This window comes from Colwellia sp. 75C3 (assembly GCF_002836255.1).
GTDB lineage: Bacteria > Pseudomonadota > Gammaproteobacteria > Enterobacterales > Alteromonadaceae > Colwellia.
In genome coordinates, this window is sequence record NZ_PJAU01000033.1 from 348,097 (window position 1) to 372,955 (window position 24,859).

Sequence of the window (24,859 nt, forward strand, 5' to 3'; positions counted from 1 at the left end):
ATTAATCACTTTGCATATTAATGAGCTTTATGGTTTCTACAGCATTGAAACTATGGGATATTAAGGTGATGAGGTAACGTATGTAGCAGTCTTATTTGCAAGCCCACATAGGAATAATTAACAGCCAAGGAAATAACGTGAAACTAACCGGAAAAAGAATACAGCTATCCCCCCTTGATCATTCTGACTATGATCTATTTATCGAACTATCAATGTCTTTAAAGGTGATGGAACACGTATATACGCCATTTACTTATGCCGAGGCAAAGGCTGCTTTTGAGGTTAAATCACAGCCTTGGACAGCAACAAGTGAACATTGGCTTACGCTGGGGATAACCGAAATAGTTACCGATGAAAAGCTGGGTAGTATCGGGGTAAAAATTGTTAATCATCAGGCTAAAATTGCTGAAGTAGGTTTTATGATGAAACCCAGTGCCCAAGGTAAAGGATTTGCGAGCGAGGCGTTAAGTCTACTTAAAGAATACGCTTTTACTGAGTTGGGGTTGAATAAGTTAACGGCTACTTGTTCAGTGAATAATATCGGTTCATATAAGTTGTTAGAGAAATTAGGTTTTGAGCGTGAAGATTGCTTACGCCAAAACACTAAAATCAATAATAAGTTGGTTGACGATTATGTTTACGGACTTTGTTTAGCAATATAATCCTCTAAGTTGGTTAGTCATAAATATTAATTTGCTAAAATCATATCAGCGGCTTTTTCACCAATCATAATGGTTGGTGCGTTGGTATTGCCAGTGATTATTTTAGGCATAATGGAAGCATCTACTACTCTTAGATTTTCCATGCCGTGTACCCTTAGTTGTGCATCTACCACAGCCATATTATCGGATTTAGGTCCCATTTTACAGGTGCCACATGGGTGATATTGGGTATCTGCACGGTTGCGAATATCTTTCTCAAGTTGCTCGTCATTACCATTTTCAACAAAATAAAGCATATTCTTTCGAATGGAAGAAAAGGGCTTTCCTTCCAGAATATTTTGCATCTTTTTCGCGGCGCGTTTGATGATTTCCATGTCTTTATCTTGTTGAAAGAAATTAGGGTCTATCGCCAGCGAATCTTCAGGGTTACTACTGTTAAGTTTTACTTCACCAACACTCTCAGGGCGTAGCAGAGTAATATGGCAACTGTAACCATGGCCAAAATTAACTGTTCTTGCGTGATTGTCAGCGATAGCAGGCACAAATATCAGTTGGGCATCAGGGGCTACTAAGTCGGTTTCGGTGCTGAAAAAAGCGCCTGATTCAGCTAAAGAGCTAGTTACTTTTCCGGTGCGAGTCTTTCTCCATTCCGATATCCATTTAAGTACTCTAAAGCTGCCTCTAACAGAGAAGCCAAAAGTATCGTGACTACTATCCACTTTAAACGTTTGCACATAATCAATATGGTCTTGTAAGTTTTGACCAACACCAGGTAAGTCATGGACACCGGTAATACCTTTATCTTTTAGATGTTCGCTGGCGCCAACACCCGACAGCATTAATATTTGTGGTGAGCCAAATGCACCACTGCTGAGGATTACTTCTTTATTACAGCGAATTTCAATGGATTTTTTATTTTTTTTGTAGCGAACACCCACAGCAGTTTTACCTTCAAAAAGTACTTTTTCAGTTAATGCGTGAGTAATAATGGTTAAGTTTTTTCGCGCTGTATTGGGCGTTAAATAGGCCTTGGCAGCGCTACAACGCTCACCATTTTTTATCGTTCGCTGATATAAGAAAACACCTTCTTGCTCAGCGCCATTACAATCATCAGTATGTTTGATGCCTTGTTGTACGCATGAATCAATAAACATTTGATTGAGATCACTGGCATGACTTGCACTAGAAACGCCTAATGGGCCATCTACACTATGATACTTATCTTGAAAAACTTCATTTGCTTCTGATTTTTTGAAGTAAGGCAATATATCGTCATAGCTCCAACCGTCATTACCAAGCGCAGCCCAGTTATCGTAATCCCATTTATTGCCTCGAACATATAACATGGCATTGGTAGATGAACTGCCACCTAAGGTTTTACCTCTTGGTTGATAACCTTGTCGGCCATTCAAACCTGCTTGTGGGATTGTTTTAAAGGCCCAGTTATTCAGTTTAGTTGGCAACATTGCCGCTAAACCAATCGGCGCATGAATAAATACACTTTTATCGGGGCCACCTGCTTCTAAAAGGCACACTGATACATTGGGATCTTCAGATAAACGGGCAGCGACAACACAACCAGCAGAGCCGGCACCAACAACAATATAATCAAATTTATCCTGTGTGCTTTCCATTATTTAACCTTTTATAAAACATGACTGATTGTACCAGTTAGCTAAGTTAACGCTTTATCAACGAAATGGCTATAGGATAGTCGTTGTTTATTTAGACATAAATTAAGAAGCCGATGTCATATTCACTGTATTTTTAAACTGGTTTACAAAAGAAGGAGAAGTGAAGTATTAGTTGACTTAATTACTATTTAAAATTACTGGGTAAGCTTTAATCACGTTATTAATATGCTTTTATGCGGTTGTTTATTAGTTATTCAGGAAAAGAATTAAATTACTGTAAATATCTGAGAAAACTATTTTTTCATGGACAATATCTTATACTTGATTTCTTTTTAGTGTATAAGTATTTAAGTGTACTTTCATTCAGCGGATTAAACTCGGGAGAAGTTAATGGCTTCTATTAGTAAAAAAGTTTTACTCGGTTATTTACTCGTGTTAATGGTCGCTATAGTGGCTTCAGTGACTTTGTTTGGTGTTGCCAGTGAGGTTAAACAACGGACTAGCCAGTTCATTGGAGAAACCTTGCCTGAATTGAATGATTTACAACAAGTGAAACAATCTTTAGATACCATACAAATAGCCGCTTATGGTTTATATGGTACTATGATTGAGGCGAATGAATTTGCTAATGTGTTGAGTGAAAATAAACAACATTTTGAGCAATTACTTGTCGCTAATGGAGTCTTAGCATCCCACCAAGAACACTCTGCTATTGTTGAAGAGATTAATGCCTTAGTTACGGTAATGACTCGCCTTCAGAACGTTATGACCGTCGATGAAGTTGATTGGGACGGTGCGAGAGAGATTTTAGTTGAAGTTGATTCACACTCAAGAAGTATCTCTGAAAAGTTAACCCAAATAAGTAACGATGTCAGCCTTGATGCAAGTAATAGCTCAACAGCAATCCATACCGAAATTGCAGATATTCAACTATTGGTACTAGCATTACTTGCGAGCATAGTGACGGTAGCTGGTGTTGCTTACACCCTTTCTCATAAAAAAATAGCTTTACCGATTCGAGAACTTGCTGAAGAATTAGATCATGTAGCGAAAAGTTATGATTTAACGAGAGTAGTACCAACGCTTTCTAAAGATGAAATTGGCCTTGCTGCACAAAGTGTTAATCGCCTACTTAAAGCGTTTAATAGCGGTATTACCGATGTCAGAAATATCGCAAATAATATCAATGAGCTGGTTGATGTACTTGGTTCAACGTCTGAAAATGCAGACGTACAAGTTAATCTGTTGAATGAAAAAATAGAGCAATTATTATCAAGTATGATGACTTTAGAGACTCAAATAGAACAGGGTTTTGAGCAGTCAAATAATGCGTCAGAGCAAGCCAAAGAAGGTGCGCAAGCCGTTGAAAACGGAGCGCAACAAGTAGCTAAAACCTCGGCAAGTATCTCGGTATTGGCAAGCGATATTGAAGCCTCTTCTGAAATGTTAATAGAACTACGTAAGTCGGGTGATCAAGTGTCTACCGTAGTAAGTACCATTGCGAGTATTGCAGATCAAACTAACTTATTAGCGCTAAATGCAGCGATAGAAGCGGCAAGAGCTGGTGAGTCCGGTCGAGGTTTTGCGGTTGTTGCTGATGAAGTACGTACCCTTGCAACAAGAACACATCAGTCTACGATTGAAATTAATACCATGCTTGCAGGCATTGTTGGTGCCATTTCTCAAATCGTCACATCGATGGAAACTAATCAAGAACATGCTTATCAAGCGGTTTCTTTATCTCAAGAAACGGTTGAATCATTATCAGTAATTCAATCAAGCATATTGAGTTTAAGCAGTGTAAGTACTGAAGTTGCTAGTCAGGCTGAGCACTCACATCATCAAGTTGTTGATATGCGTTCGTGGGTAGAAGATTTTAAAGCTGTCGGTGATGCAGTTTGCCAAGGCAGTATGGAAAGTCGAGATACTTCCTTAAAAATGACTGACTTAGCGGTTAGCTTTAACAAATCAGTTGAACGTTTTCGTACTTAACCGCTGGGAATAGACAGCGGTAAATTAAACATATTAATTATTCAGTAACATAGTGTTGGTCCCAACACTATGTTACTTATATAGCGACTAAGTATGGTTTTTTAACTACACTTTAAAAAATGACATTTCACTTTCTAATTCACTAGCCAACCTGGCTAGTTCAACACTAGATTCGGCAATATTATCGGTAGCTTGACTTGTTTCTGTTACCCCTGAATTTAATGTTTCAACACTCTTCAAAATTTCCTCAACCACCACGGCTTGTTCTTCTGCGGCGCTGGCTATTTGTATACTTAAGTCATTGATATTTTGCATTTTACCAGAAATAACTTGATTCAATTCAGTAGCTTCTTTGGCATTCGCTTGGACTTCGTTGGCTTGTGTCACACTGTTTGCCATTATCTCCACTGATGAATTGGCTCCCAAGGTAATATTTGAAATCATGCCATCAATTTCCGTTGTTGCGTCTTGGGTGCGTTTTGCCAACTGACGCACTTCATCAGCTACCACAGCAAAACCTCTTCCTTGCTCTCCTGCTCTAGCTGCTTCGATGGCGGCGTTTAGCGCTAATAAGTTAGTTTGGTCAGCAATACTTTTAATGACATTTAGCACATTAACCACTTGTTCAAAATCGGACCTAACTTTTTGCACACTTTGCTCTGATTCTTGAATTTGTGATGACATTGCTACGATAGAATTATAGGTGCCATCTAACTTTTCTGAACCATCCACAACCATAGATTGAATTTCATCAACGGCAGATGCGGTGTTAGTTGTATTCTGTGCTACTTCACCAATGGTTGCTCCCATTTCTTGCATTGCTGTTGCTAATTGTTCTGATATCGATTGCTGCTCCGTTACCGTGGTACTTGTTTGTGTGGTGATTGCGGCCAGCTCTTCTGAGGTTGACGCTTGTTGCAGCGCAACGCCTGAAATATTTTTCACCATCTTATTAAGGTTTGAAATCATTTGCTGAATTGCCAGCTGCAATACACCTACTTCATCATTAGAAGTTTGTTTTACTGCTATATTAAGTTCGCCATTAGCCACTGCTTGAGCGACATTTGCTATTTCAATAATGGGCGTTGCTGTTCTTTTTGCCACAAATAGACCGATAAAGGCAACCACAGCGGCTAAAATCAACATTAATATAATCATAAATTTAGTGTTGCTGTAGATAGAAGCAAACGCTTCGGGTTCATCCATTTCAGATAATACCGCCCATTTGAAGTGACCAAAATCAATATAGTCAAAAGAGGATAAGACTGGGTTACCGTTATAATCGATGATAATGTCAGTATTTTTTTCTTTATTTAGTGCGCGTTTGGCTGCGTCGGTATCAACGCCATTTGTGGCAACAGAGCCAGCAAAACTGGCTTTTACCGTATGCCCTATTGGATCGAGAAATGAATTACTGCGCATTTTTAAATCTTCACCGACAAGGTAGCTTTCACCAGTTTCGCCCATACCTTCGCGAATACCCATGATCTTCTGTATTCCTTCAAGAGGAAGCTGCAAGGCAATATACATGTCTGGCTGATTTAGAGTGTTTAAGAGTGGTTGACCAATAAATGCAGCGGGATCACCATTGCTAGGAGCATAAGGGGCAAAATCAACAAAACCGTAATTATTATTTTCGCTGATTTCTTTGACTAATTTTCCCAAATTTGAACTTGAATAGATACCACTGAGGATATTGGTATTAAAGTCGGCTTCTTTGGTAACAGTGTAGAATATATGCCCGTCAGGGTTAATAAGGAATAAGTCATAATAACCATACTTTTCGATATAGGTTTGATAGAATTCTTTGCCATCAGAGGTCACCGGATTTAGTGCTTCAGTGACATCTATTTCGGAAATAATAGCCCATTTAACATTTTCTCCTACCTGAATATAATCCCAACTACTGATAACTGAATTATTGTTATAGTCTAGAATTATTGCGGTGCCTTTATTACCTTGCAGGGCATTTTTAGTCGCTGCGGTATTAACCTTGTTATCATCGGAAAATGAAGCTTTGACCGAATAATTTGTTGGATCTAAGAACGAATCAGAGCGCATTCTGTTATCAGCACCCACGAGGTAAGATTCTCCTGAAGTGCCAAGTCCTGTTCTATCCCCTAAAATAGCATTTATTTTTTCAAGGGGTTGTTGATAGGCGATGTAGCCAATGCGTTTATTATTGAGGGTCACCGCTTTGACTGAAAATGCCGCGGGTTCATTATTACTTGGAGGGTAAGGTAGGAAGTCAGCAAAGTTAACTTCATCAGACGATGATGATTTTACTCGTGTAAATGCTTGATTAAATGAAGTCTCACCAAGGTCATTAACGACGTTTTTACCTAAATCATTTTCACGAGTTACTGAATAAATAATGTCACCTTGATTATTTAAAATGAAAAAATCGTACCAACCAAAGTAGGTGAGTAGTGATTTGTATGACTTATCATTCTCACTTAATAACTTTTGCCACTTTTCTTTATTGGAGAAACTTTTATTTAGTTTAAGTAATGACTTTTGGAGTGAGGGCGCAGCAGCAAGTATTTTCAATTGGCTATTGTTATTATTGATGTAATCGAGAACTTGGGATTTCTTTAAAGTATTAACGCCAGTCAGCTGGTCAAATGCTCGTGTTTTTAAGGTATCGGCGATATTAACTAAAACACCCATGTCTCCTTGACGCTCTTCAAAGTAAGTAATAATCCCTTGTTTTTTAATTTGATTTATTGCGGTTAGTTGGTTGTAAACCTTGATAGTTACGTCACTTGAACTATTAGACGTAGATATCGTGGCAATAATGATTGCAGGCAGCAATCCAATTAAAATAAATAGTAATGTGAACTTCACTTTTAAATTTAAATTTTGAATATAATTCATTATCAACCAGATACTTGTGTAAGGTAAATGTTGTATAAGTAAGTAAAGTCTAATTATGTTTAAATATCAAATAAAAAACGAGTAAAATCAATCGTGTATGGGTTATTTGTTCGTTATTTAATCAGGTTTAACAATGGTTTATATGAATATTTTGAAGCTGAAAATTAAATGTAGCCAGAGATCCTGCTACAAAATACGAACATTATATTAAAACAAATATACAAGTTTGAGGTTTAAAAATACTCTGCCTTATGTTGATAGCAATCTTTTATATGTTCAATTAGCAGGCGGACTTTTTGAGATTGATGTTTTGTATAAGGGTATACCGCATAAATCCCCAATTGTCGGCCATGAAACTCAGGTAATAACTGTACTAAGTCACCCTGTTGCATATCTTCATAAACACTACAGCGAGGTATATAAACTATGCCATAGCCAGCAAGTGCTGCTTTACGTAATGCTTGTGAATTATTGGTGGCAAAATTTCCTGATATTTTTACATAATATTCTTCGTCAGCCTGACTAAAATACCAATCATAAGCACCTTTATCTTGGTAAGTGTATGCCATGCAGTTATGTCGTGAGAGTTCTTGCGGTGTATGTGGCGTGCCATATTTTTCAATATAACTCGGTGCACAACACACAATCCAATTTGACTGCAATAGAGGTTTTGCTATTAAACTCGAGTCACTTAACACGCCGGTTCTAATAGCTAAATCTTGCCCCTCTTTAATTAAGTCGACAAATTCATTTTCTAAGCGCATTTCAACACGTAATTTCGGATGCAGCTGGCAAAACTCAGCAACCGCTTGCGCAAGTATCAGCTCACCTGAAATAGTTGGCACTGTCATTTTAATGGTGCCGGACAAGCCTTCACTAAAACTACTGACCGCACTAACGGCATCATTTACTTGGTTATTAATTTCTTTAGTGTGGCTGTAAAGTACTTCACCCGCTTCCGTTAAGCTTAATCGCCTTGTTGTTCTGTAGAGCAATTGAATGCCTAAGGTTTTCTCAAGTTTCGAAATTTTCTTACTGAGTGCTGCAGGGGATATTTCAGCCAATTTGGCCGCTTTGTTAAAGGACTTCGCTTCAACAATTAATGAAAACAAAGCTAATTCGCTAGCATTAGGCATCTATTATGTCGCTTTAGTTAATAATGAATTCATTATAGCGCTATATATAAACAATGTCGTTAGGGGTAGATTGTATAAAAATGTAACAAAACACCTACTAAAAAGTAGGGGAAGGAATAAATATGTCAATTACACTGCAAGCTTTACTCGCGTTTATGCCCATTGCCCTTTCGGCAATATTACTTATAGGTCTTCATTGGCCAGCAAAAAAGGCTATGCCTGTTGTTTATACTGTCACAGCAGCTATAGCCTTTTTTGCCTGGGAAATGAGTTTTAATCGAATCATTGCTAGTTCACTTCAAGGGTTAATGATCACTATCTCTGTTTTGTGGATTATCTTTGGTGCAATCATGTTGCTCAATACCTTGCAGCACTCAGGTGCAATATTACGGATAAGGGCCGGTTTCACTAATATCAGCCCAGATCGTCGAGTGCAGGCAATTATTATTGCTTGGCTCTTTGGTTGTTTTATTGAGGGAGCATCAGGCTTTGGTACACCAGCAGCAATTGCCGCGCCTTTACTGGTAGCTATTGGTTTCCCGGCGATATCGGCGGTGATGATTGGTATGATGATTCAATCAACACCCGTGTCATTTGGCGCTGTAGGTACCCCCATTATTATAGGTGTTAGCAGTGGCTTAGATAAAAGTAATTTAACTGAGCAGTTAATTGCAAATGGCAGTAGCTGGGAGCAATTTTTACAGTTAATTACTTCTGAAGTTGCCATTGGTCATGCCATTGTTGGGACGTTAATGCCACTGTTCATGGTGGTGATGTTGACGCGATTTTTTGGTCAAAATAAAAGTTGGAAAGAAGGCCTAGAAATTGCGCCTTTTGCACTGTTTGCCGGTTTAGCATTTACTATCCCTTACGCATTAACCGGCGTTTTTCTTGGCGCTGAATTCCCTTCTCTTATTGGCGCATTAGTCGGTATGGCGATTGTGGTGCCCTTAGCAAAACGTGGTTTTCTTATGCCGAAGAAGGCGTGGGACTTCGCACCGAAAGAGCAATGGCCTGCGCACTGGTTAGGCAAAATATCCTTTACTCAAGATAAGAGCCAAGATAAGGACCAAGGTAATACCTCAGGCAACAGCCAAGCCCAAAAGTCGATGTCATTAACTCGAGCCTGGTTACCGTATTTACTTGTCGCAATAATTTTAGTGCTTAGCCGTGTTTCCACTGAGTTTAAAGCGTTGTTAAAGAGTATTTCCTTTGGCTTTAGTAATATTTTGGGTGAAGTCGGTATTAGCGCCAGTGTTCAGCCTTTATACCTACCCGGTGGTATTCTGTTTTTTGTTTGTCTCGTGACGTTATTTTTACATCAGATGAAATTTAAACAAGTCGTTGATGCGGCTAAACAGTCAACGACTACCCTAGTAGGTGCCGGTTTTGTGCTGGTATTTACCATTCCTATGGTGCGTATTTTAATTAATTCGGGTGTCAATGGCGCAGATCTAGCAGCCATGCCTGTTGCTATGGCAAGTTTTGTTGCGCAAACCTTTGGTGATCTGTATCCGTTATTTGCCCCAAGTGTTGGTGCACTGGGAGCCTTTATTGCGGGATCAAATACGGTCAGTAATATGATGTTAAGCCAGTTTCAATTTGAAGTAGCGAATGCCTTGTCTGTTTCAGGTGCTTTGTTAGTAGCTTTACAAGCGATAGGCGCTGCTGCGGGTAATATGATTGCTATTCATAATGTCGTAGCCGCTTCCGCTACCGTGGGCTTATTAGGGCAAGAAGGCAGAACATTGCGCAAAACCATATTACCCACTATTTATTATGTACTGGCCGTTGGTGTACTTGGCTTAATTGCTATCAACGTATTTAACATCAGCGATCCACTTATCTAACTAATAAGCTAGGTATTGCGATAATTTATGGCTTAAGTAATTAGTCATAAAAGTCTTAAATAAATTTATAAATAGAGAGCAATCTATGCAACAAGTCAATACTCAACATCTGCGTAATTATCCTAAAAAACCGAAGCAGGTTTATTTATTTGGCACCTGTATCGTCGATAGTTTTTTTCCTGATTCGGGCATGGATGCTATCGAGTTACTTGAGCGAGAAGGTATTGAGGTTATTTATCCACAAGGGCAAAGTTGCTGTGGCCAACCGGCTTATAACTCAGGTTATAAAGAGGAAGCCAAGGCGGTTGCTTTAGTCCAAGTGAAACAATTCCCTTTGGATATTCCAGTTGTTGTTATTTCGGGATCTTGTGGCGGCATGATGCGCCACCATTACCTTGATTTGCTAGGTGATTCAGTCGGTGATTTAGTCGGTAATAATGCAGAAATAACTAATTTTTGTCAGCGAGTTTTCGAGTTTACTGAATTCTTGGTGCATGTGCTGCGCTTAAAACCCATCGATCAAGGCCCAAAAGAGCGCGTTGCTTTACATACGTCTTGTGCTGCTAGAAGGGAGATGGGCGTTCATATCACCGGCAATAAGTTAATTTCTCAACTAGCGAACGTTGAATTAGTACTGCATGACTATGAAAGTGAATGTTGTGGTTTTGGTGGGACCTTTGCGGTAAAGCATGCTGATATTTCTGCCGCGATGGTGGCTGATAAAAGTAAGAATCTTGTCGCTAGTGATGTTGTTAGATATGTCAGCGCCGACCATGGTTGCATGATGAATATCAATGGCGCGCTTGATTATCAAAAAGAGTCCTTACGCGGCGAGCATATCGCCAGTTATTTACTTAAGCGTATAAAGGGTACATCGGCTAAGGCATCGCTATGAAACAGTTTAACGAAGAAGAAAGTAAATATGCCGCATCAGCTAAAGCCTTTCGAGCGAACGTAACACGAGATCTAGGTAATGAAGAGCTAAGATCCAATTTTAGAGGCGCGATGGATTATTTGATGGCTAAGCGTAAAGACGCTTTTTCATCAGAAGATGAACTTGAAGTCTTACGTGAGCAATGCAAATTAATTAAACAGCGTTGTTTGGCAAAGTTACCGCATTTACTCGAGCAATTAGAAGATAAGCTTGAAACAAATGGCATTAAGGTACATTGGGCTGAAACAATCACCGAAGCCAATGAGATTATTGCCCAGCTGATTGCCCAAAAAAAAGGCAAAACAGTGGTTAAAGGTAAATCGATGGTGTCAGAAGAAACGGCACTGAATGACTACCTTGAAGAGCGCAATGTAGAATGTCTTGAGTCAGATATGGGCGAATACATAGTGCAATTGGCCAAGCAACATCCGTCTCATATCATCATGCCGGCGATTCATCAAAACAAACAACAAGTGGCTAAATTGTTTGCCGATAATATTGACGGTTTTGAATACAGCACCGATGTTGATACCCTCATTCAGCAAGGTAGAACAATACTCAGAGACAAATTTTGTCAGGCTGATGTGGGTATTTCAGGTGTTAATTTTGCCGTTGCTGAAACCGGTACACTTTGTTTAGTTGAAAACGAAGGTAATGGTCGTATGTGTACCACCATACCGGATTTACATATTGCGATAACCGGCATAGAAAAAGTAGTCGAGCACTTATCAGATGTGCCACCCTTGTTAAGTTTGTTAACACGTAGTGCTACTGGTCAGGCTATTTCAACCTACTTTAATATGATTAATTCACCGCGAAAAGAGGGTGAAAAAGACGGCCCGAAAGAAGTGCACTTGGTGTTACTCGATAATGGTCGTAGCCAAGCCTTTGCTGATGAAGAATTAAGGCAAACTTTGCAGTGTATTCGTTGTGGTGCCTGTATGAACCATTGTCCCGTTTACACCCGTATAGGTGGTCATGCTTACGGTACCGTTTATCCTGGTCCTATTGGTAAAATTATTTCGCCGCATATGTTAGGGCTTGATGCGACCAGTAATTTACCTACGGCATCTACCTTATGTGGTGCGTGTGGTGAAGTATGTCCCGTTAAAATCCCAATTCCTAAAATATTATTACGTTTGCGCGAAGAAAGTGTAAAACCTAAAAGTGATAAACCTCAAGTGATGCAAGGGCAGGGAGCAGGTCGAAGCAATGTCGAAGCGCTTATCTGGAAAGTCTGGGCACTAGTGCATAAATCGCCAACACTTTATGCCTTATCAATGTGGGGAGTAACACGTTTTCGCTTTTTAATGCCGAAAAAATTGGGTGGCTGGACAAGTGTTAGAACAGCGCCTAAACCAGCAGCAAAAACCTTACATGAGCGGCTTAAGTCCAAACAAGAAAAGCGCGCTAAACAAGCAAAGCAATCAACAAATACAGCAAGCAGATAGTGGCCGAGGATAACCTATGACAAATAAATCAGCAGACATCAATGCTATTAGTAGCAAAGCCCGTGGCAATATTCTTGCTAAATTGAAAGCCGAGGTCAGCGGCGCGGATTATGATAAATTGCCTGAAGAAATTCCTTATATCTATCCTGAGTTTAGTCATGAAGAAAATCTTGCTCAGTTTATTTCTGAACTTGAGAAAAATCATGCACAAGTGATCCAAACAACGAAAGAGGGTATAGCTGAGGTTATTAGCGCGGAACTTGCGGCGCTAAATATCACAACATTACTTTGTGGTGAAAAATGTTATGGCGGAAACGATGTTCACCGTGACGTTATTAATGGATTAGATAGCAATATAGAGCTACAACCTTATGATTTTTCGATTGATAATAATAAAGAATTGCTCTTTAATGAATGTCCTGCGGCTTTATCAAGTTCACGCTGCTCCATTGCCGCAACAGGCACTATTGTTTTATGGCCTGATGAGAATGAACCAAGAAGCTTATCGCTAGTACCGCCAGTACACTTTGTGATAGTTGATGCTAATAAGTTACATGCAGACTTTGCTCGCTTGATGGCAGCGGAACAATGGCATGATAAATTACCCACTAACGTAGTGTTAATTTCAGGGCCATCGAAAACAGCGGATATTCAACAAACGTTAGCTTATGGTGCTCATGGCCCAAAAGCGCTGATTGTTTTATTATTGAATAGTTAATTTGAGAGATATTATGTTATCTGAGCATTATCAATTTTTTGCTAAAGAAGTTGCCGAGTTTATTCCCGATAAACGCATTATTACGGATTACACTCGGCGTTTAGCTTATGGCGTTGATGCCAGCTTCTATCGCTTAATACCGCAATTAGTACTCATTTTAGATAACGAAGCTGAAGTCGTTAGGGTTATTAAGGCAGCAGCACAAAAAAAATTATCGGTAACATTTAGAGCCGCAGGTACCAGTCTTTCAGGGCAAGCGCAGTCTGACTCCATTTTAATTATGCTGACCAATAATTGGCGTGACCATGAGATATTAGATCTTGGTCTAAAAATTAAACTTGGTCCTGGCGTAATAGGCGCTGATGCAAATAGGTATTTATTACCTTATGGCCGTAAAATAGGTCCAGATCCCGCTTCTATTAATACCTGTAAAGTAGCGGGTATTGCCGCTAACAATGCCAGTGGCATGTGCTGTGGTGTCGGGCAAAATAGTTACCATACACTGGATAATATTCGACTAGTTTTACATGATGGTAGTGTACTTGACACCGCTGATGCAGCTAGCATATCTGCTTTTGAAAAAAGTCACGTGCAACTACTGGAAAGACTGAAAATACTTGCTATTCAAACCCGCAGTGATGAAAAATTAAGTGAGCTAATCAAACATAAATATCGCTTAAAAAATACTACCGGTTATGCCATTAACGCCATCATTGATTTTGAAGATCCTATCGATATTCTTGCGCATTTAATGATTGGATCAGAAGGCACCTTAGGTTTCATTTCGTCCATTACTTATAACACTGTGGTTGAACATAAATATCGTGCGTCATCGATAGTATTCTTTCCTGATATGCAAACAACCTGCTCAGCGGTAAGCGCCTTAGCTGAGGCTAATGTCTCGGCGGTTGAATTGATGGATAGGCGCTCGTTAGCTTCAGTCAGTGATATGCAGGGCCTACCTGAATTTATCAAAACACTCGATAAGAATGTTGGCGCATTACTGATTGAAACTTGTGCTGCCAATAAAAATTTATTAATTGAGCAAGTAGCAGCAGTCGAAACCCTGTTAAATACTTTTGAGCAAACGAATGTGATTAAATTCACTGATGTTGCGAGTGAGTACTCACAACTATGGGCAATTAGAAAAGGTACGTTTCCAGCTGTTGGCGCGGTACGAGAAACAGGCACTACCGTTATCATTGAAGATGTTGCTTTTCCTGTTGAACAACTTGCAGATGCGGTTGCTAAATTACAGGCACTTTTTGAAAAGTATCATTATGATGAAGCCATTATTTTTGGGCATGCCCTTGACGGTAATTTGCATTTCGTTTTCACCCAAGACTTTTCAACGCAGACAGAAGTCGACCGATATCAATCTTTTATGGATGATGTTTGCCAACTTGTTGCGGTAGATTACCAAGGCTCACTCAAAGCTGAACATGGAACGGGCCGCAATATGGCGCCATTTATTGAATTAGAGTGGGGTAAGCAAGGTTTTGCCTTAATGAAGCAAATAAAAGCCTTATTTGATCCAAGTAACTTACTTAATCCTGGCGTTATTATTAACGACGACCCGTTAGCTCATATCAAAAATTTAAAAAATCTGCCTCCGGCTCATGACATTGTTGATAAATGTATTGAATGTGGCTTTTGTGAACCGGTATGTCCTTCAAAAGGCTTAAGTCTGACACCAAGGCAACGTATTACCACCTATCGTGAAATCAGTCGTTTAACAGCCTCAGGTGATGATCCTCAATTGTTAAGTGAACTTGAAAAAGACTTTAATTATTTAGGCATTGATACCTGTGCAGCTACAGGTTTGTGTGCAGACCGTTGCCCTGTTGGTATTAATACCGGTGATCTGGTTCGGGAGCTACGCCACGTTAACAATGCTAAATACCATGGGCTATCAAATAAGCTAGCCAATAACTTTGCCAGTATAGAAAAAATGACACGCGTTTCTTTAGCTGTTGCCGGCTTTAGTCAACGGCTGATTGGTAATAAAAGCATGGGTGGATTAACAGGCACTGTGCGTAAGCTGTCTGGAAACAATATTCCACTATGGAGCAAATACCTGCCAAGTAAAGCGAGCTATCAACCTAAAGCTGTTTCAAGCGACAAGAACAACAAGCCAAAAGTAGTTTATATACCCAGTTGTGCCAGCAGAAGTATGGGGCAAGCCCTTGATGCAGCCGAGCAACGTTCATTAACCGAAGTGACTTATGCTGTGTTAGAAAAGGCCGGCTTTGACATTATTAGCCCTGATTTTACTGGTGAATGTTGTGGCATGCCATTTAATAGTAAAGGTATGTTTGATGAGGCTAAGCAGAAAAGAAAATCACTGTTAACAATGCTAACTAAGCTGAGTGAAAACGGTCAACATCCTATTTTAATTGATACTAGCCCGTGTAAATCAATGTTACTTGAAGATATAGAAGCGACTGAAGGATTATCTCTATATGAACCAGTAGGTTTTGTAACCAAAGTCTTGGCAGAACACTTAACGTTTACCCCATTAAACGACACCATCATGTTGCATGTCACCTGTAGCAGCAGGCGTATGGGCTTAACCGATAAAATGCAGCAACTTGCTAAGTTGTGCAGTAACAATGTCATTATTCCTGAACATATTCAGTGTTGCGGTTTTGCCGGAGATAAAGGTTTTACTACCCCTGAGCTAAATGAAAATGCCTTAGCAACCTTAAAAGAACAAGTACCTAAAGATTGTTTGGTTGGTTATAGCAATAGCAGAACCTGCGAAATAGGTTTATCGCATCATGCGGGGATAGATTATCAATCCATTCTTTATTTAGTCGATAAGGCAACAGCGGCTAAAGAGTAACTCGATTTTTTTAGTTAGCTTGAGGCAATAAATAAAATTATCCTTCATGCTTTTATTGGACACTTTATTAGGACCTAACTTTGCATCGTTTGTCTTAATAGAGTGCCAGTTAATCTAATCACAGATTATTATTGATCTTGATCAATATTTGCTCACCTTGATTAGAGTTATTTTCCCCGCACTACTAAACTGAAAGTTAAGCCTATAGTGGGATAGGTAAACAATTTGTTCGGAATAGACTGGTTTTATATAACGTTGTGAGCTCAGCAGAAACAGCGCCACCATACCAAGAAAAACCCCTTACATTCTAACATTCCAGCTTCCCCACAGCTGCAGCGATAACGGCTAATTAACTTAGTTAATTATGCTAGCCGAAAAAGATAATCGAGGAATAATAATGAAATATATTATGCTCACTTTACTCATCGTTATGTCATTAACACTATTCAGTTGTGATAGGGGAGTTGATTCCACGCGAGGGTTTAGCTTACCAAAAGGCAATATTGAAACAGGAAAAATAGTTTTTTTAAAGTACCAATGTTTGGCGTGTCATTCTCTTAAAGGCATTGAGGATAACAATATTGAAAAACATCAGAATATTTCAATTGCCCTTGGCGGTGATAAAACACAAGTAGTTACCTACGCAGACCTGCTCACTTCAATAATCAATCCTTCTCATAAATCTTCTTATCCTTATTCGACTATGAAAACAACCGTAGAAGGAAGATCGAAAATGAAGATTTTTAATGATGTTATGACAGTGACAGAGCTTATTGATTTGGTCACTTTTTTACAGACAAATTATAGCTTAGCGCCTTATAAACCAAGAAAATATCCATATTACCCACAATAGTTCATACAGTAGATATCACAGGAGATTACATGAATATCAAATTTTTTGGCGCTACTCGAGAAGTTACGGGTTCTTGTTATTTGGTGCAAGTTAATAACAAAAATATACTGCTTGAGTGCGGCATGTTGCAAGGCTCTCATGAGAATGTGCGACACAACCATGATGCCTTTCCTTTTGATGTTGCAGAACTAGATGCAGTGATCGTTAGTCATGCGCACCTTGATCATACGGGTCGATTACCCATGCTGATGAAAGAGGGCTTTCATGGCGCTATTTATACCCATAATGCCACCGTAGATTTATGCGAAATTATGCTAGTCGACTCAGGGTATATTCATGAAAAAGAAGCGCGTTGGGAAAATAAAAAGCGTGAACGTAAGGGCTTAACATTAATTGAACCGCTTTATACAACGGCAGAAGCGGAAACAACATTACAGTATTTTAAAGGGCTTGCTTATGATGAAGAGTTGGAAATATGTCAAGGCGTTAAACTAACGCTTAGAGATGCGGGACATATTATTGGCTCGGCTATCGTTGAATTAACACTGACTGAAAATGGCGTCAGTAAAAAAGTCGTCTTTAGTGGTGATTTAGGTCATAAGAATGCGCCAATTTTACGAGACCCTTTTGAAGTTAAATATGCTGATTTAGTCATAATGGAAAGTACTTATGGTGATCGACTGCATCGCAGTTGGGAGGATACTTGGCAAGAAATGGGTGAGATTATTGCCAATGCTAAAAGTGGTAAAGGTAATATATTAATTCCCGCGTTTACTGTCGGTAGAACTCAAGAGTTGCTCTATGAATTTAAGCAACATTTTGATGAGTGGCAACTCGATGATTGGCAAATTTTTCTCGATAGCCCTATGGGGATAAAAGCGACAAATGTCTATGCTAAACATAGTGAGGTTTACGATAAACAAGCAATTGATGTTAATCAACAGAATGATGGACTATTCGATTTACCCAATCTTCATATGTCAGAAACTACTGAATACTCGATGAAAATTAATCAAATTAACTCTGGCGCTATCATTATTGCTGGAAGTGGCATGTGTACTGGTGGCCGAATAAAACATCATTTTAAACATAATATATGGCGTGAAAATACTCATGTGCTGATTGTTGGCTTTCAAGCCAGAGGAACATTAGGTCGGTCACTGGTTGATGGCTGTAAAAACATTAAATTATGGGGTGAAAAGATACAAGTGAACGCTAAAGTTCACACCATAGGTGGTTTTTCCGCGCATGCGGATCAACAAGGCTTATTAGATTGGTATCAACGTTTTGAAAATAAACCACCGGTAGTACTGGTACACGGAGAGGAAGATGCCATGGAAATACTCGCACAAAAATTAAAATATCAACATAAAGTTAATGTTGTGCAAGCAAGTTATAAGCAAAATATTGTTATACCACTTTAATTTAGTGAAATTTGTATTGTTTAAAATAGAAGGAGAAATTTATGTATAAACATATTTTATTTGCCACCGAACTTAATGAAACTAAAAGCTACATTGAGGATAAGGTCACGCAATTACAACAACTCACACAAGCTAAGCTTAGTGTTATACATGTAGTCGAGCCTATACCAAATGCTTATTATAGTGGGGTATATGGTGTTATTCCTGGCTTAGATTCTGCCGATAGCATTGGCACTACCAGAGTATTAGAAGAGCGAGCCAAAGAGGTTCTACAATCTTTGGTTAAAAGGCTCAATATTACCGAGCAAGATTTACATATACCTATAGGGCATACCAGTGGGGAAATATTAGCTTTTGCAGAGCAGGAGAATGTTGATTTAATTATAACGGGTAGTCATGGATTACAAGGTTTGCAGTTGCTCTTAGGTTCTACTAGTAATGCCATTTTACACGGGGCAAAATGTGACGTATTAGCCGTGCGTTTTAAAGACTAAATGTTTATATCCAAAATACTTTTAAGTGGCATGGGTATATATTAAAACTTTGGATAAATTTGATTCCTGCCCGCATTTTTTGCTTGATATAAATACTTGTCAGCATTGTTGATTACCTCATCAATGCTTTGATCACCATTGAATTGCTCAATGCCCATACTGACGGTCACCTTAATTTTTTCACCTTCATAATTAACAAGATGATTTTGTAGTGTTTCTTGAATTTTCTCTGCAAGTATATTGGCATTTTTAGCCAGTGTTTGTGGCAAAATAAATAAGAATTCTTCCCCGCCCCAACGTGCAATACAATCTTGTTCTCTGGTGTTTTTAGTAAAAATTTTGGCAAGCTCAACCAATACAGCATCGCCTGCATTGTGCCCATATTGGTCATTAATTTTCTTGAAAAGATCTACATCGCATATGATGATCGAGCAGGGTTGTTGGTTATGAACTATACATGCTTTTTTTTGCGTTAAAAGAGAGAGTGCACCACGACGATTAGATAGCTGTGTTAGGGGATCAAAATGAGCGAGTTGCTGATATTTCTTACTTAACTCAAGTGCTTGTTTATAAGATTTCTCTCTTGAATATTCATATAAGGCTGACAGAAATGTAACCGTTAAAAACGAAGTGAGTAAGCGTATTTTAAACTCAATGCTGTACTCAGCATGAGCAATAATAGTGGTTGGCATGAACATTATGGTACTAATTATTATTACGAATAGCGCAATATTAATCAAGCCACGCTTTAAGCCATGAATAAATACTGAAACAGGCGCAACAATATATATCCATAAAGGCCCGGTATTTTCAACACCACCGGTGTAGGTAAGGTAAAACATTAATAAATAAAGTGAATAGAGAACTATTGCGGAACTTAATTCTATATTGTTGAACTTCTGATAAGCGTAATAACCGAGTAAATAGATAAAACTTGCGAGGAATAAAGTACTGGCTAAAATAAAATCTCCGTTGAATAGGCTAATAAGTCCCATAACGGCAGTAATTGTCATACCGACTAAGGTAAACAAAGAAACAACATTCAGTTGTTGTAATTCTTCATTATCATTCAGGTAGGGTTGCTCTTGCAAAGAATATAATCCGATTAGTGAGAGAGTCTAATGTGAGCGGGTAATTTAGCATAACATTATTTTATAAAACACTAACATGTTCTTTTTTTATACAAAACAAGAGTGAGGATGTCACTTTATCCATGACTTCTACTCTATTTAGCAGCCCAAATGTCTGGTGTTTATTTGACTATACCCGCTCCACTTGAAGATGCTCGTTTCAGGAAGTCTGAGTGATTCATAATCAAGGCGCATTTTTTATTAAGGGTCATTCCCTTAAAAAGAAATGTAACGTAGAGTATTATTTACTCAGCCTTCCCCAAGGGCTGGTTTAGAAACGCTTTATGCTGCGTTATTGATTTCGACAATAGAATAACTATTCTCTTCAATCAATGCCTTGCCTAAAGGCGTTTCTAAGTCCAGCTGAATCCTGCATATTCAAGTGGAACGGGTATATAATAGGATTTAATCAGCTCGAACAACCCTATTTCTTCCCTTTGATTTACCTAGGTACAATGCTTTATCTGCACTTAATACAATCGAATCAACAGATGATTTTTGCTCTGCAGCAATAGTGACCACCCCTAAAGTCATTGTGACAAAGGCGCTGTTTTTAGATTTTTCATGGACAATATTCATATTCTCTATGGCTAAACATAAACGTTCAGCAACAATAGTCGATTCTTCCACTGATGTATTGGGTAGGATAATAGCAAACTCCTCACCACCATAACGACAATTTGAATCTGTCACTCTTGCTACGCTAGCCCCAATACATTTAGCTACTTGTTTTAGGCAAGTATCACCTTGCTGATGACCATAAAAGTCGTTAAACAGTTTGAAGTGGTCAATATCCCCAAGAATGAGCGACAATGGTTGCTTTTGACGATAATGTCTTTGGATTTCTTTGGTCAGTTTTTTATCAAAATAACGACGATTGTATAAACCAGTTAAGCCATCCTGATAGGTAAGCATTTCCAATTGCTTATTTGCTGCGATTAAGTCATTCGCTTGTGAGTTTAATGATGCTGTTTTTTCAATGACTTGTTCTTCAAGTGTTAATACAAATTGTTTTTGTCTAATAATTTCAGTTCGCTGTATACGCGTTCTAAAATAAATAAAAATGAACACAAAAAGTATTGTTATTAAAATATACAAGCTATATGCCCACCACGTTTTCCAGATAGGCGGAGATACTTGCAAATTAATTGACAATATTTTTTTGCTCCATTTACCACTACTATTAGTGGCTTTGACTAATAATTTATATGAGCCACCATCTAAATTAGTAAAAGCAGCAACATTACGATTTCCGAGGTCAATCCAATTATCATCATACCCTTCTAGCTTATAAGCATATTGATTTTTACTCGGGGAAATATAATCTAATACGGAGAATTCAAAAGAAAAAAAGTAATCACGGTAAGATAATTTAATGTCAGTGACATAAGAATAAGGCTTCTCAAGCATTACCGGCTGGCCCATCTTATTGAAGCCGGTTAAAACAACGGCATACTCACTATTATTTTCTTCTATAGCTGAAGTATTGAAGAACTCAATGCCTCTTTGACTACTGGTAAAAAGCGTTTCATTACCACCTCTTACCAGGCTATTTGCATAGTAATTTAAACCTAATAAGCCATTGTAGCTGTCAAAATTAGTCACCTCTCCAGAGGAGGGGTTTAGCTTTGAAATCCCCTTATTTGTTGTCAGCCATAAATGACCACTTTGATCGTCTTCAATGGCGCGTATTAAAGATGTCGGTAATCCATCTTTGCGACCAAAATGTTTAAAGCTCTTTGTTTTTGGGAGGTATAAGTTGAGACCTTTTTGCGTGGCAATCCAAATGCTACCATCCCTAGATTGATGGATATCCTGAACTATTTGTCCCAATAAACTATCTGTTTTAGTATTATCACTTTTAAATGAAATAAACTGCTGATTGGTATCATCCCAAAGGTTCACTCCATCGCCGGTACCCACCCAGATATTTTGTTCATCATCTTTAAATATTTCCCACACTTCTGGATGAGATAAACCTAAAGAATCATCTAAATGCATAAAAGAGCGAGTTGATGGATCGTAGCGATAGACGCCATTTTTATAAGTACCGATCCAAAGGTTTCCTTTTGTATCAATATTAAGCGCTCGTAACTCTCTAAATTCGTGATAGTTTGGATCTGATTTTGGGTATTTTAACAAATCAATCTGTTTAGTTTTTAAATTGAATTTTGCTAAACCGTCATCTTGTGCAACCCATAAGTTATTGTTGTTATCAGGAAAGATAATGGGCCTTTCTACTAACCGGTTGCCCCCATAACCATTTTTTTCACTAAAAATAGGTGGAGATAATGTTTCCAGTTTTTGTGATGATACTTGCCACTTATATAATTGAGATGCTGAAGAGATAATTAACAGATCACCGTTATCATCAACTGTTATGCCATTTGGGGCAGTCAGTGCAGCACTATTAATCGCTTTGAATTTACGATGTGGCACTATTTTATATATACCGTGAGTTTCGCTAGTAACCCATATTGTTCTCGAGCTATCTTCGAAAATTATTCTCAGACCATCATTATGTTCAAGCTCAAATTTTTCAATGTGAGCGTCGCTGTTCGACTGTCGAAACAAACCTTTGCTGCTGACAAACCAAATGTAGCCTTCCTGATCCTCAATCATAGAGTTCACTTGACCAATATATTCATCATCAGCAGTTTTTAATAGCGTGAAAAGACCATTGTGTTGGTTAAAATCAAATGGGCCTTTTTGTGTACCGACATAAAACTTATCTTCTGACGTTTTTAAAATACTTCGTATTTCGTTTGCGCCAGTCGGTGTGGAATTATCGGGTTCGGGGAAAAAATGCGAAAAGGTTTTATTCTTTTTATCATATAAATTTAAACCAAAGCTAGTGGCAACCCAAAGACTATTGCTATCGTTGTCTTCAATATCCCATATTCTATTATGAGATAAACTGGATTTTTTCTCAGTGATTTTCTCTATATGCTCAAAGCTGTTTTGACCAATATATCGGCTTAAACCATGATCATAGGAGCCTAACCAAATAGAGCCACTTTGGTCATGAAATAAAGATTGGATTCGGTTAGACGAAATGGAGTCATTGCGCAGAGGGTCATGAAAAAATTGTTGAAATTTACCTGTTTGTGGCTGATAAAGATTAGCGCCTCCTCCCCAAGTGCCAACCCATATTCTTCCGTCACGGTCTAACATCAGATTGCCAGCATCATTATGAGATAAACCGTTGGCACTCATACTATCAAATTCAAAGAGCGTTACTTTTCGGCCATCATAACGCATTACACCATTTTCAGCGGTGCCAAACCAAAGTAGTCCTTGATTATCCTGAATAATCGAATATATCTCAGAAGAAACAAAGCCATCTTCCTCTGTTAACATTTCCACAGAATATTCATTAGTAAGTTCAGATGAGCCATCATTACTATAAGCTGGAATAATAATGCCAACAGATAAGATAACAAAATACATAAAGCGATTAAACAGCAATAAACTACATTTCATAAGCTTCAAAGTTATCACAACTAAGGGGGCGTCACACAAACGTAACACAAAAGTAACAGTGCTCTTATTTTAGTTGATTTAACAGACTATATCTATGTGAAATGTGCTTCGTAAGAGGTAAAGCGCAACTAAGTGTTTTTACATCATTAGAGTTTTAGACTAAGGTCTAAGAAATAAAGTAAGGTCACGATATTAATGCGTTAGTTGAAATTTTATTGTCTGGCGTTTATTGCTAAGTGAGATAAAAGTTAGCTCTAAATGGCACAGTCAGCGTGCCATTATTACCGCTAGTTATCATCGTTCATTTTCCAGTAAAAAACTTACGTCGGGGTTAGCTGACCTAAGTTTGATTTATAAGGGGATTGTGACAGCACAACAACGACTTGAAACTAGCTAAACTGCTTATCTCTATTGTGTTTGGTTGTCCAATCTTGTTGATGAGAAATAGGAACAATGCCATAAGGGTTAATCGCTAAATGACTCGCATAGTAATGACGTTTGATATGCGCTTCATTTACCGTTTTGGCGACGTTAGGTACTTGAAACAGTTCCAACATATAATTGTAGATGTTGCTAAATTCTTTGATCAATTTTAAATTACATTTAAAATGCGTATGATAAACCGAATCAAAACGTACTAATGTTGCCCACAAACGCCAATCCGCTTCGGTAATTTCATCACCAGCTAAATAACGTTGTTTTGAGAGCTTCTCATCAAGCTGCTCTAATGCGGCAAATAACTCTGTTACATTTTTATCGTAGGCTTCTTGCGTTGTAGCAAAACCAGTTTTATACACGCCATTATTAATTTTGTGATAAACCAACTCATTTTCATGATCAATTTTTTCACGTAAGTGTTCAGGATAAAAATCTAATTCATTACCTGTAATATCGTTGAAAGCACTATTAAACATACGAATTATTTCTGATGACTCGTTATTTATTATCACTTTATCTTTCTTATCCCATAATACGGGTACACTATTAACAGCACTGTAATCAGGGTCTTGTGCTAGATATTTTTCAGAAATAAATTTACCATCGTATAAGTTATCTCCTGTTGTGCCATAAAGTTTTGCCGACTCTTCATCATGCTTAAAACTCCAGCCATTTTCATGCATGTCAGGATGAACAACACTCACGGTAATTAAATCTTCTAAGCCTTTTAATTGGCGGAAAATTAAGGTTCTATGTGCCCACGGGCAGGCCAGTGATACGTATAAATGATAACGACCAGCCTCAGCTTGAAAGCCACCACGTCCTGATATGCCAGCACTGCCATCAGCTGTGATCCAGTTTCTAAATTGTGATTCTTTACGTTGGTATTCACCATCTTTTATACTGCTGCCCCAACTGTTTTTTACTGATTTCATTGT

At 38.4% G+C, this 24,859-nt stretch carries 16 protein-coding genes; 10 read left to right on the plus strand and 6 right to left on the minus strand.

The window, feature by feature from the left end:
* Positions 1-137: 137 nt before the first annotated feature.
* Positions 138-662, plus strand: a complete 525-nt coding sequence (locus tag CXF85_RS05990) for a GNAT family N-acetyltransferase (protein WP_101227613.1) — start codon at positions 138-140, stop codon at positions 660-662.
* Between the two features lie 26 nt (positions 663-688).
* Here CXF85_RS05990 and CXF85_RS05995 read toward each other — a convergent pair whose 3' ends face one another.
* Positions 689-2,296, minus strand: a complete 1,608-nt coding sequence (locus CXF85_RS05995; RefSeq protein WP_101227614.1) for a GMC family oxidoreductase — start codon at positions 2,294-2,296, stop codon at positions 689-691.
* A gap of 390 nt (positions 2,297-2,686) precedes the next feature.
* Between CXF85_RS05995 and CXF85_RS06000 the strand changes: the two genes are divergently transcribed.
* Complete coding sequence (locus CXF85_RS06000) at positions 2,687-4,288, plus strand: methyl-accepting chemotaxis protein (RefSeq protein WP_101227615.1); 1,602 nt, start codon at positions 2,687-2,689, stop codon at positions 4,286-4,288.
* Positions 4,289-4,393: 105 nt separating this feature from the next.
* Here the strand turns inward: CXF85_RS06000 and CXF85_RS06005 are convergent, their stop codons facing one another.
* On the minus strand, positions 4,394-7,165 hold the full coding sequence (locus CXF85_RS06005) for a methyl-accepting chemotaxis protein (RefSeq protein ID WP_101227616.1): 2,772 nt from the start codon (positions 7,163-7,165) through the stop codon (positions 4,394-4,396).
* Between the two features lie 233 nt (positions 7,166-7,398).
* The gene (locus tag CXF85_RS06010; RefSeq protein ID WP_101227617.1) at positions 7,399-8,301 is read right to left on the minus strand and encodes a LysR family transcriptional regulator; all 903 of its coding nucleotides are present in this window, start codon (positions 8,299-8,301) and stop codon (positions 7,399-7,401) included.
* Positions 8,302-8,423: 122 nt separating this feature from the next.
* Between CXF85_RS06010 and CXF85_RS06015 the strand changes: the two genes are divergently transcribed.
* The 8 genes from CXF85_RS06015 to CXF85_RS06050 all read left to right on the plus strand — a co-directional run bounded on the left by CXF85_RS06015 (position 8,424) and on the right by CXF85_RS06050 (position 18,870).
* The gene (locus CXF85_RS06015; RefSeq protein WP_101227618.1) at positions 8,424-10,151 is read left to right on the plus strand and encodes an L-lactate permease; all 1,728 of its coding nucleotides are present in this window, start codon (positions 8,424-8,426) and stop codon (positions 10,149-10,151) included.
* 85 nt (positions 10,152-10,236) lie between these two features.
* Entirely contained in the window at positions 10,237-11,046 is an 810-nt protein-coding gene (locus CXF85_RS06020; RefSeq protein ID WP_198555505.1) for a (Fe-S)-binding protein, read from the plus strand.
* Positions 11,043-12,536, plus strand: a complete 1,494-nt coding sequence (locus CXF85_RS06025; RefSeq protein ID WP_101227619.1) for a LutB/LldF family L-lactate oxidation iron-sulfur protein — start codon at positions 11,043-11,045, stop codon at positions 12,534-12,536. Before CXF85_RS06020 ends, CXF85_RS06025 begins: the two co-directional genes overlap by 4 nt.
* 16 nt (positions 12,537-12,552) lie before the next feature.
* On the plus strand, positions 12,553-13,254 hold the full coding sequence (locus CXF85_RS06030) for a LutC/YkgG family protein (protein ID WP_101227620.1): 702 nt from the start codon (positions 12,553-12,555) through the stop codon (positions 13,252-13,254).
* Positions 13,255-13,267: 13 nt separating this feature from the next.
* Positions 13,268-16,099 carry an FAD-binding and (Fe-S)-binding domain-containing protein gene (locus CXF85_RS06035; protein ID WP_101227621.1) on the plus strand — a complete coding sequence of 944 codons (2,832 nt, stop codon included), beginning with the start codon at positions 13,268-13,270 and terminating at the stop codon, positions 16,097-16,099.
* Positions 16,100-16,496: 397 nt separating this feature from the next.
* On the plus strand, positions 16,497-16,952 hold the full coding sequence (locus CXF85_RS06040) for a cytochrome C (protein WP_101227622.1): 456 nt from the start codon (positions 16,497-16,499) through the stop codon (positions 16,950-16,952).
* A 29-nt stretch (positions 16,953-16,981) separates the two neighbouring features.
* Positions 16,982-18,376, plus strand: a complete 1,395-nt coding sequence (locus CXF85_RS06045) for an MBL fold metallo-hydrolase RNA specificity domain-containing protein (protein WP_101227623.1) — start codon at positions 16,982-16,984, stop codon at positions 18,374-18,376.
* Positions 18,377-18,417: 41 nt separating this feature from the next.
* The gene (locus tag CXF85_RS06050) at positions 18,418-18,870 is read left to right on the plus strand and encodes a universal stress protein (RefSeq protein WP_101227624.1); all 453 of its coding nucleotides are present in this window, start codon (positions 18,418-18,420) and stop codon (positions 18,868-18,870) included.
* 41 nt (positions 18,871-18,911) lie between these two features.
* Here the strand turns inward: CXF85_RS06050 and CXF85_RS06055 are convergent, their stop codons facing one another.
* The 3 genes from CXF85_RS06055 to CXF85_RS06070 all read right to left on the minus strand — a co-directional run bounded on the left by CXF85_RS06055 (position 18,912) and on the right by CXF85_RS06070 (position 24,856).
* Positions 18,912-19,961: a GGDEF domain-containing protein gene (locus CXF85_RS06055; protein ID WP_232771091.1), complete on the minus strand. Its 1,050-nt coding sequence runs from the start codon at positions 19,959-19,961 to the stop codon at positions 18,912-18,914.
* A 444-nt stretch (positions 19,962-20,405) separates the two neighbouring features.
* Positions 20,406-23,483, minus strand: a complete 3,078-nt coding sequence (locus tag CXF85_RS06065) for a ligand-binding sensor domain-containing diguanylate cyclase (protein WP_101227932.1) — start codon at positions 23,481-23,483, stop codon at positions 20,406-20,408.
* A 389-nt stretch (positions 23,484-23,872) separates the two neighbouring features.
* A complete protein-coding gene (locus tag CXF85_RS06070; RefSeq protein ID WP_101227625.1) occupies positions 23,873-24,856 on the minus strand; it encodes a glutathione S-transferase family protein in 984 nt (327 codons plus the stop codon).
* Positions 24,857-24,859 lie beyond the last annotated feature (3 nt).

What these genes read in the sequence shown, in the direction of transcription:
- CXF85_RS05995 (WP_101227614.1), bottom strand. Translation starts at nt 2,296, where the DNA reads ATGGAAAGCACACAGGATAAATTTGATTATATTGTTGTTGGTGCCGGC.
- CXF85_RS06000 (WP_101227615.1), top strand. Translation starts at nt 2,687, where the DNA reads ATGGCTTCTATTAGTAAAAAAGTTTTACTCGGTTATTTACTCGTGTTA.
- CXF85_RS06005 (WP_101227616.1), bottom strand. Translation starts at nt 7,165, where the DNA reads ATGAATTATATTCAAAATTTAAATTTAAAAGTGAAGTTCACATTACTA.
- CXF85_RS06010 (WP_101227617.1), bottom strand. Translation starts at nt 8,301, where the DNA reads ATGCCTAATGCTAGCGAATTAGCTTTGTTTTCATTAATTGTTGAAGCG.
- CXF85_RS06015 (WP_101227618.1), top strand. Translation starts at nt 8,424, where the DNA reads ATGTCAATTACACTGCAAGCTTTACTCGCGTTTATGCCCATTGCCCTT.
- CXF85_RS06020 (WP_198555505.1), top strand. Translation starts at nt 10,237, where the DNA reads ATGCAACAAGTCAATACTCAACATCTGCGTAATTATCCTAAAAAACCG.
- CXF85_RS06025 (WP_101227619.1), top strand. Translation starts at nt 11,043, where the DNA reads ATGAAACAGTTTAACGAAGAAGAAAGTAAATATGCCGCATCAGCTAAA.
- CXF85_RS06030 (WP_101227620.1), top strand. Translation starts at nt 12,553, where the DNA reads ATGACAAATAAATCAGCAGACATCAATGCTATTAGTAGCAAAGCCCGT.
- CXF85_RS06035 (WP_101227621.1), top strand. Translation starts at nt 13,268, where the DNA reads ATGTTATCTGAGCATTATCAATTTTTTGCTAAAGAAGTTGCCGAGTTT.
- CXF85_RS06040 (WP_101227622.1), top strand. Translation starts at nt 16,497, where the DNA reads ATGAAATATATTATGCTCACTTTACTCATCGTTATGTCATTAACACTA.
- CXF85_RS06045 (WP_101227623.1), top strand. Translation starts at nt 16,982, where the DNA reads ATGAATATCAAATTTTTTGGCGCTACTCGAGAAGTTACGGGTTCTTGT.
- CXF85_RS06050 (WP_101227624.1), top strand. Translation starts at nt 18,418, where the DNA reads ATGTATAAACATATTTTATTTGCCACCGAACTTAATGAAACTAAAAGC.
- CXF85_RS06065 (WP_101227932.1), bottom strand. Translation starts at nt 23,483, where the DNA reads ATGAAATGTAGTTTATTGCTGTTTAATCGCTTTATGTATTTTGTTATC.
- CXF85_RS06070 (WP_101227625.1), bottom strand. Translation starts at nt 24,856, where the DNA reads ATGAAATCAGTAAAAAACAGTTGGGGCAGCAGTATAAAAGATGGTGAA.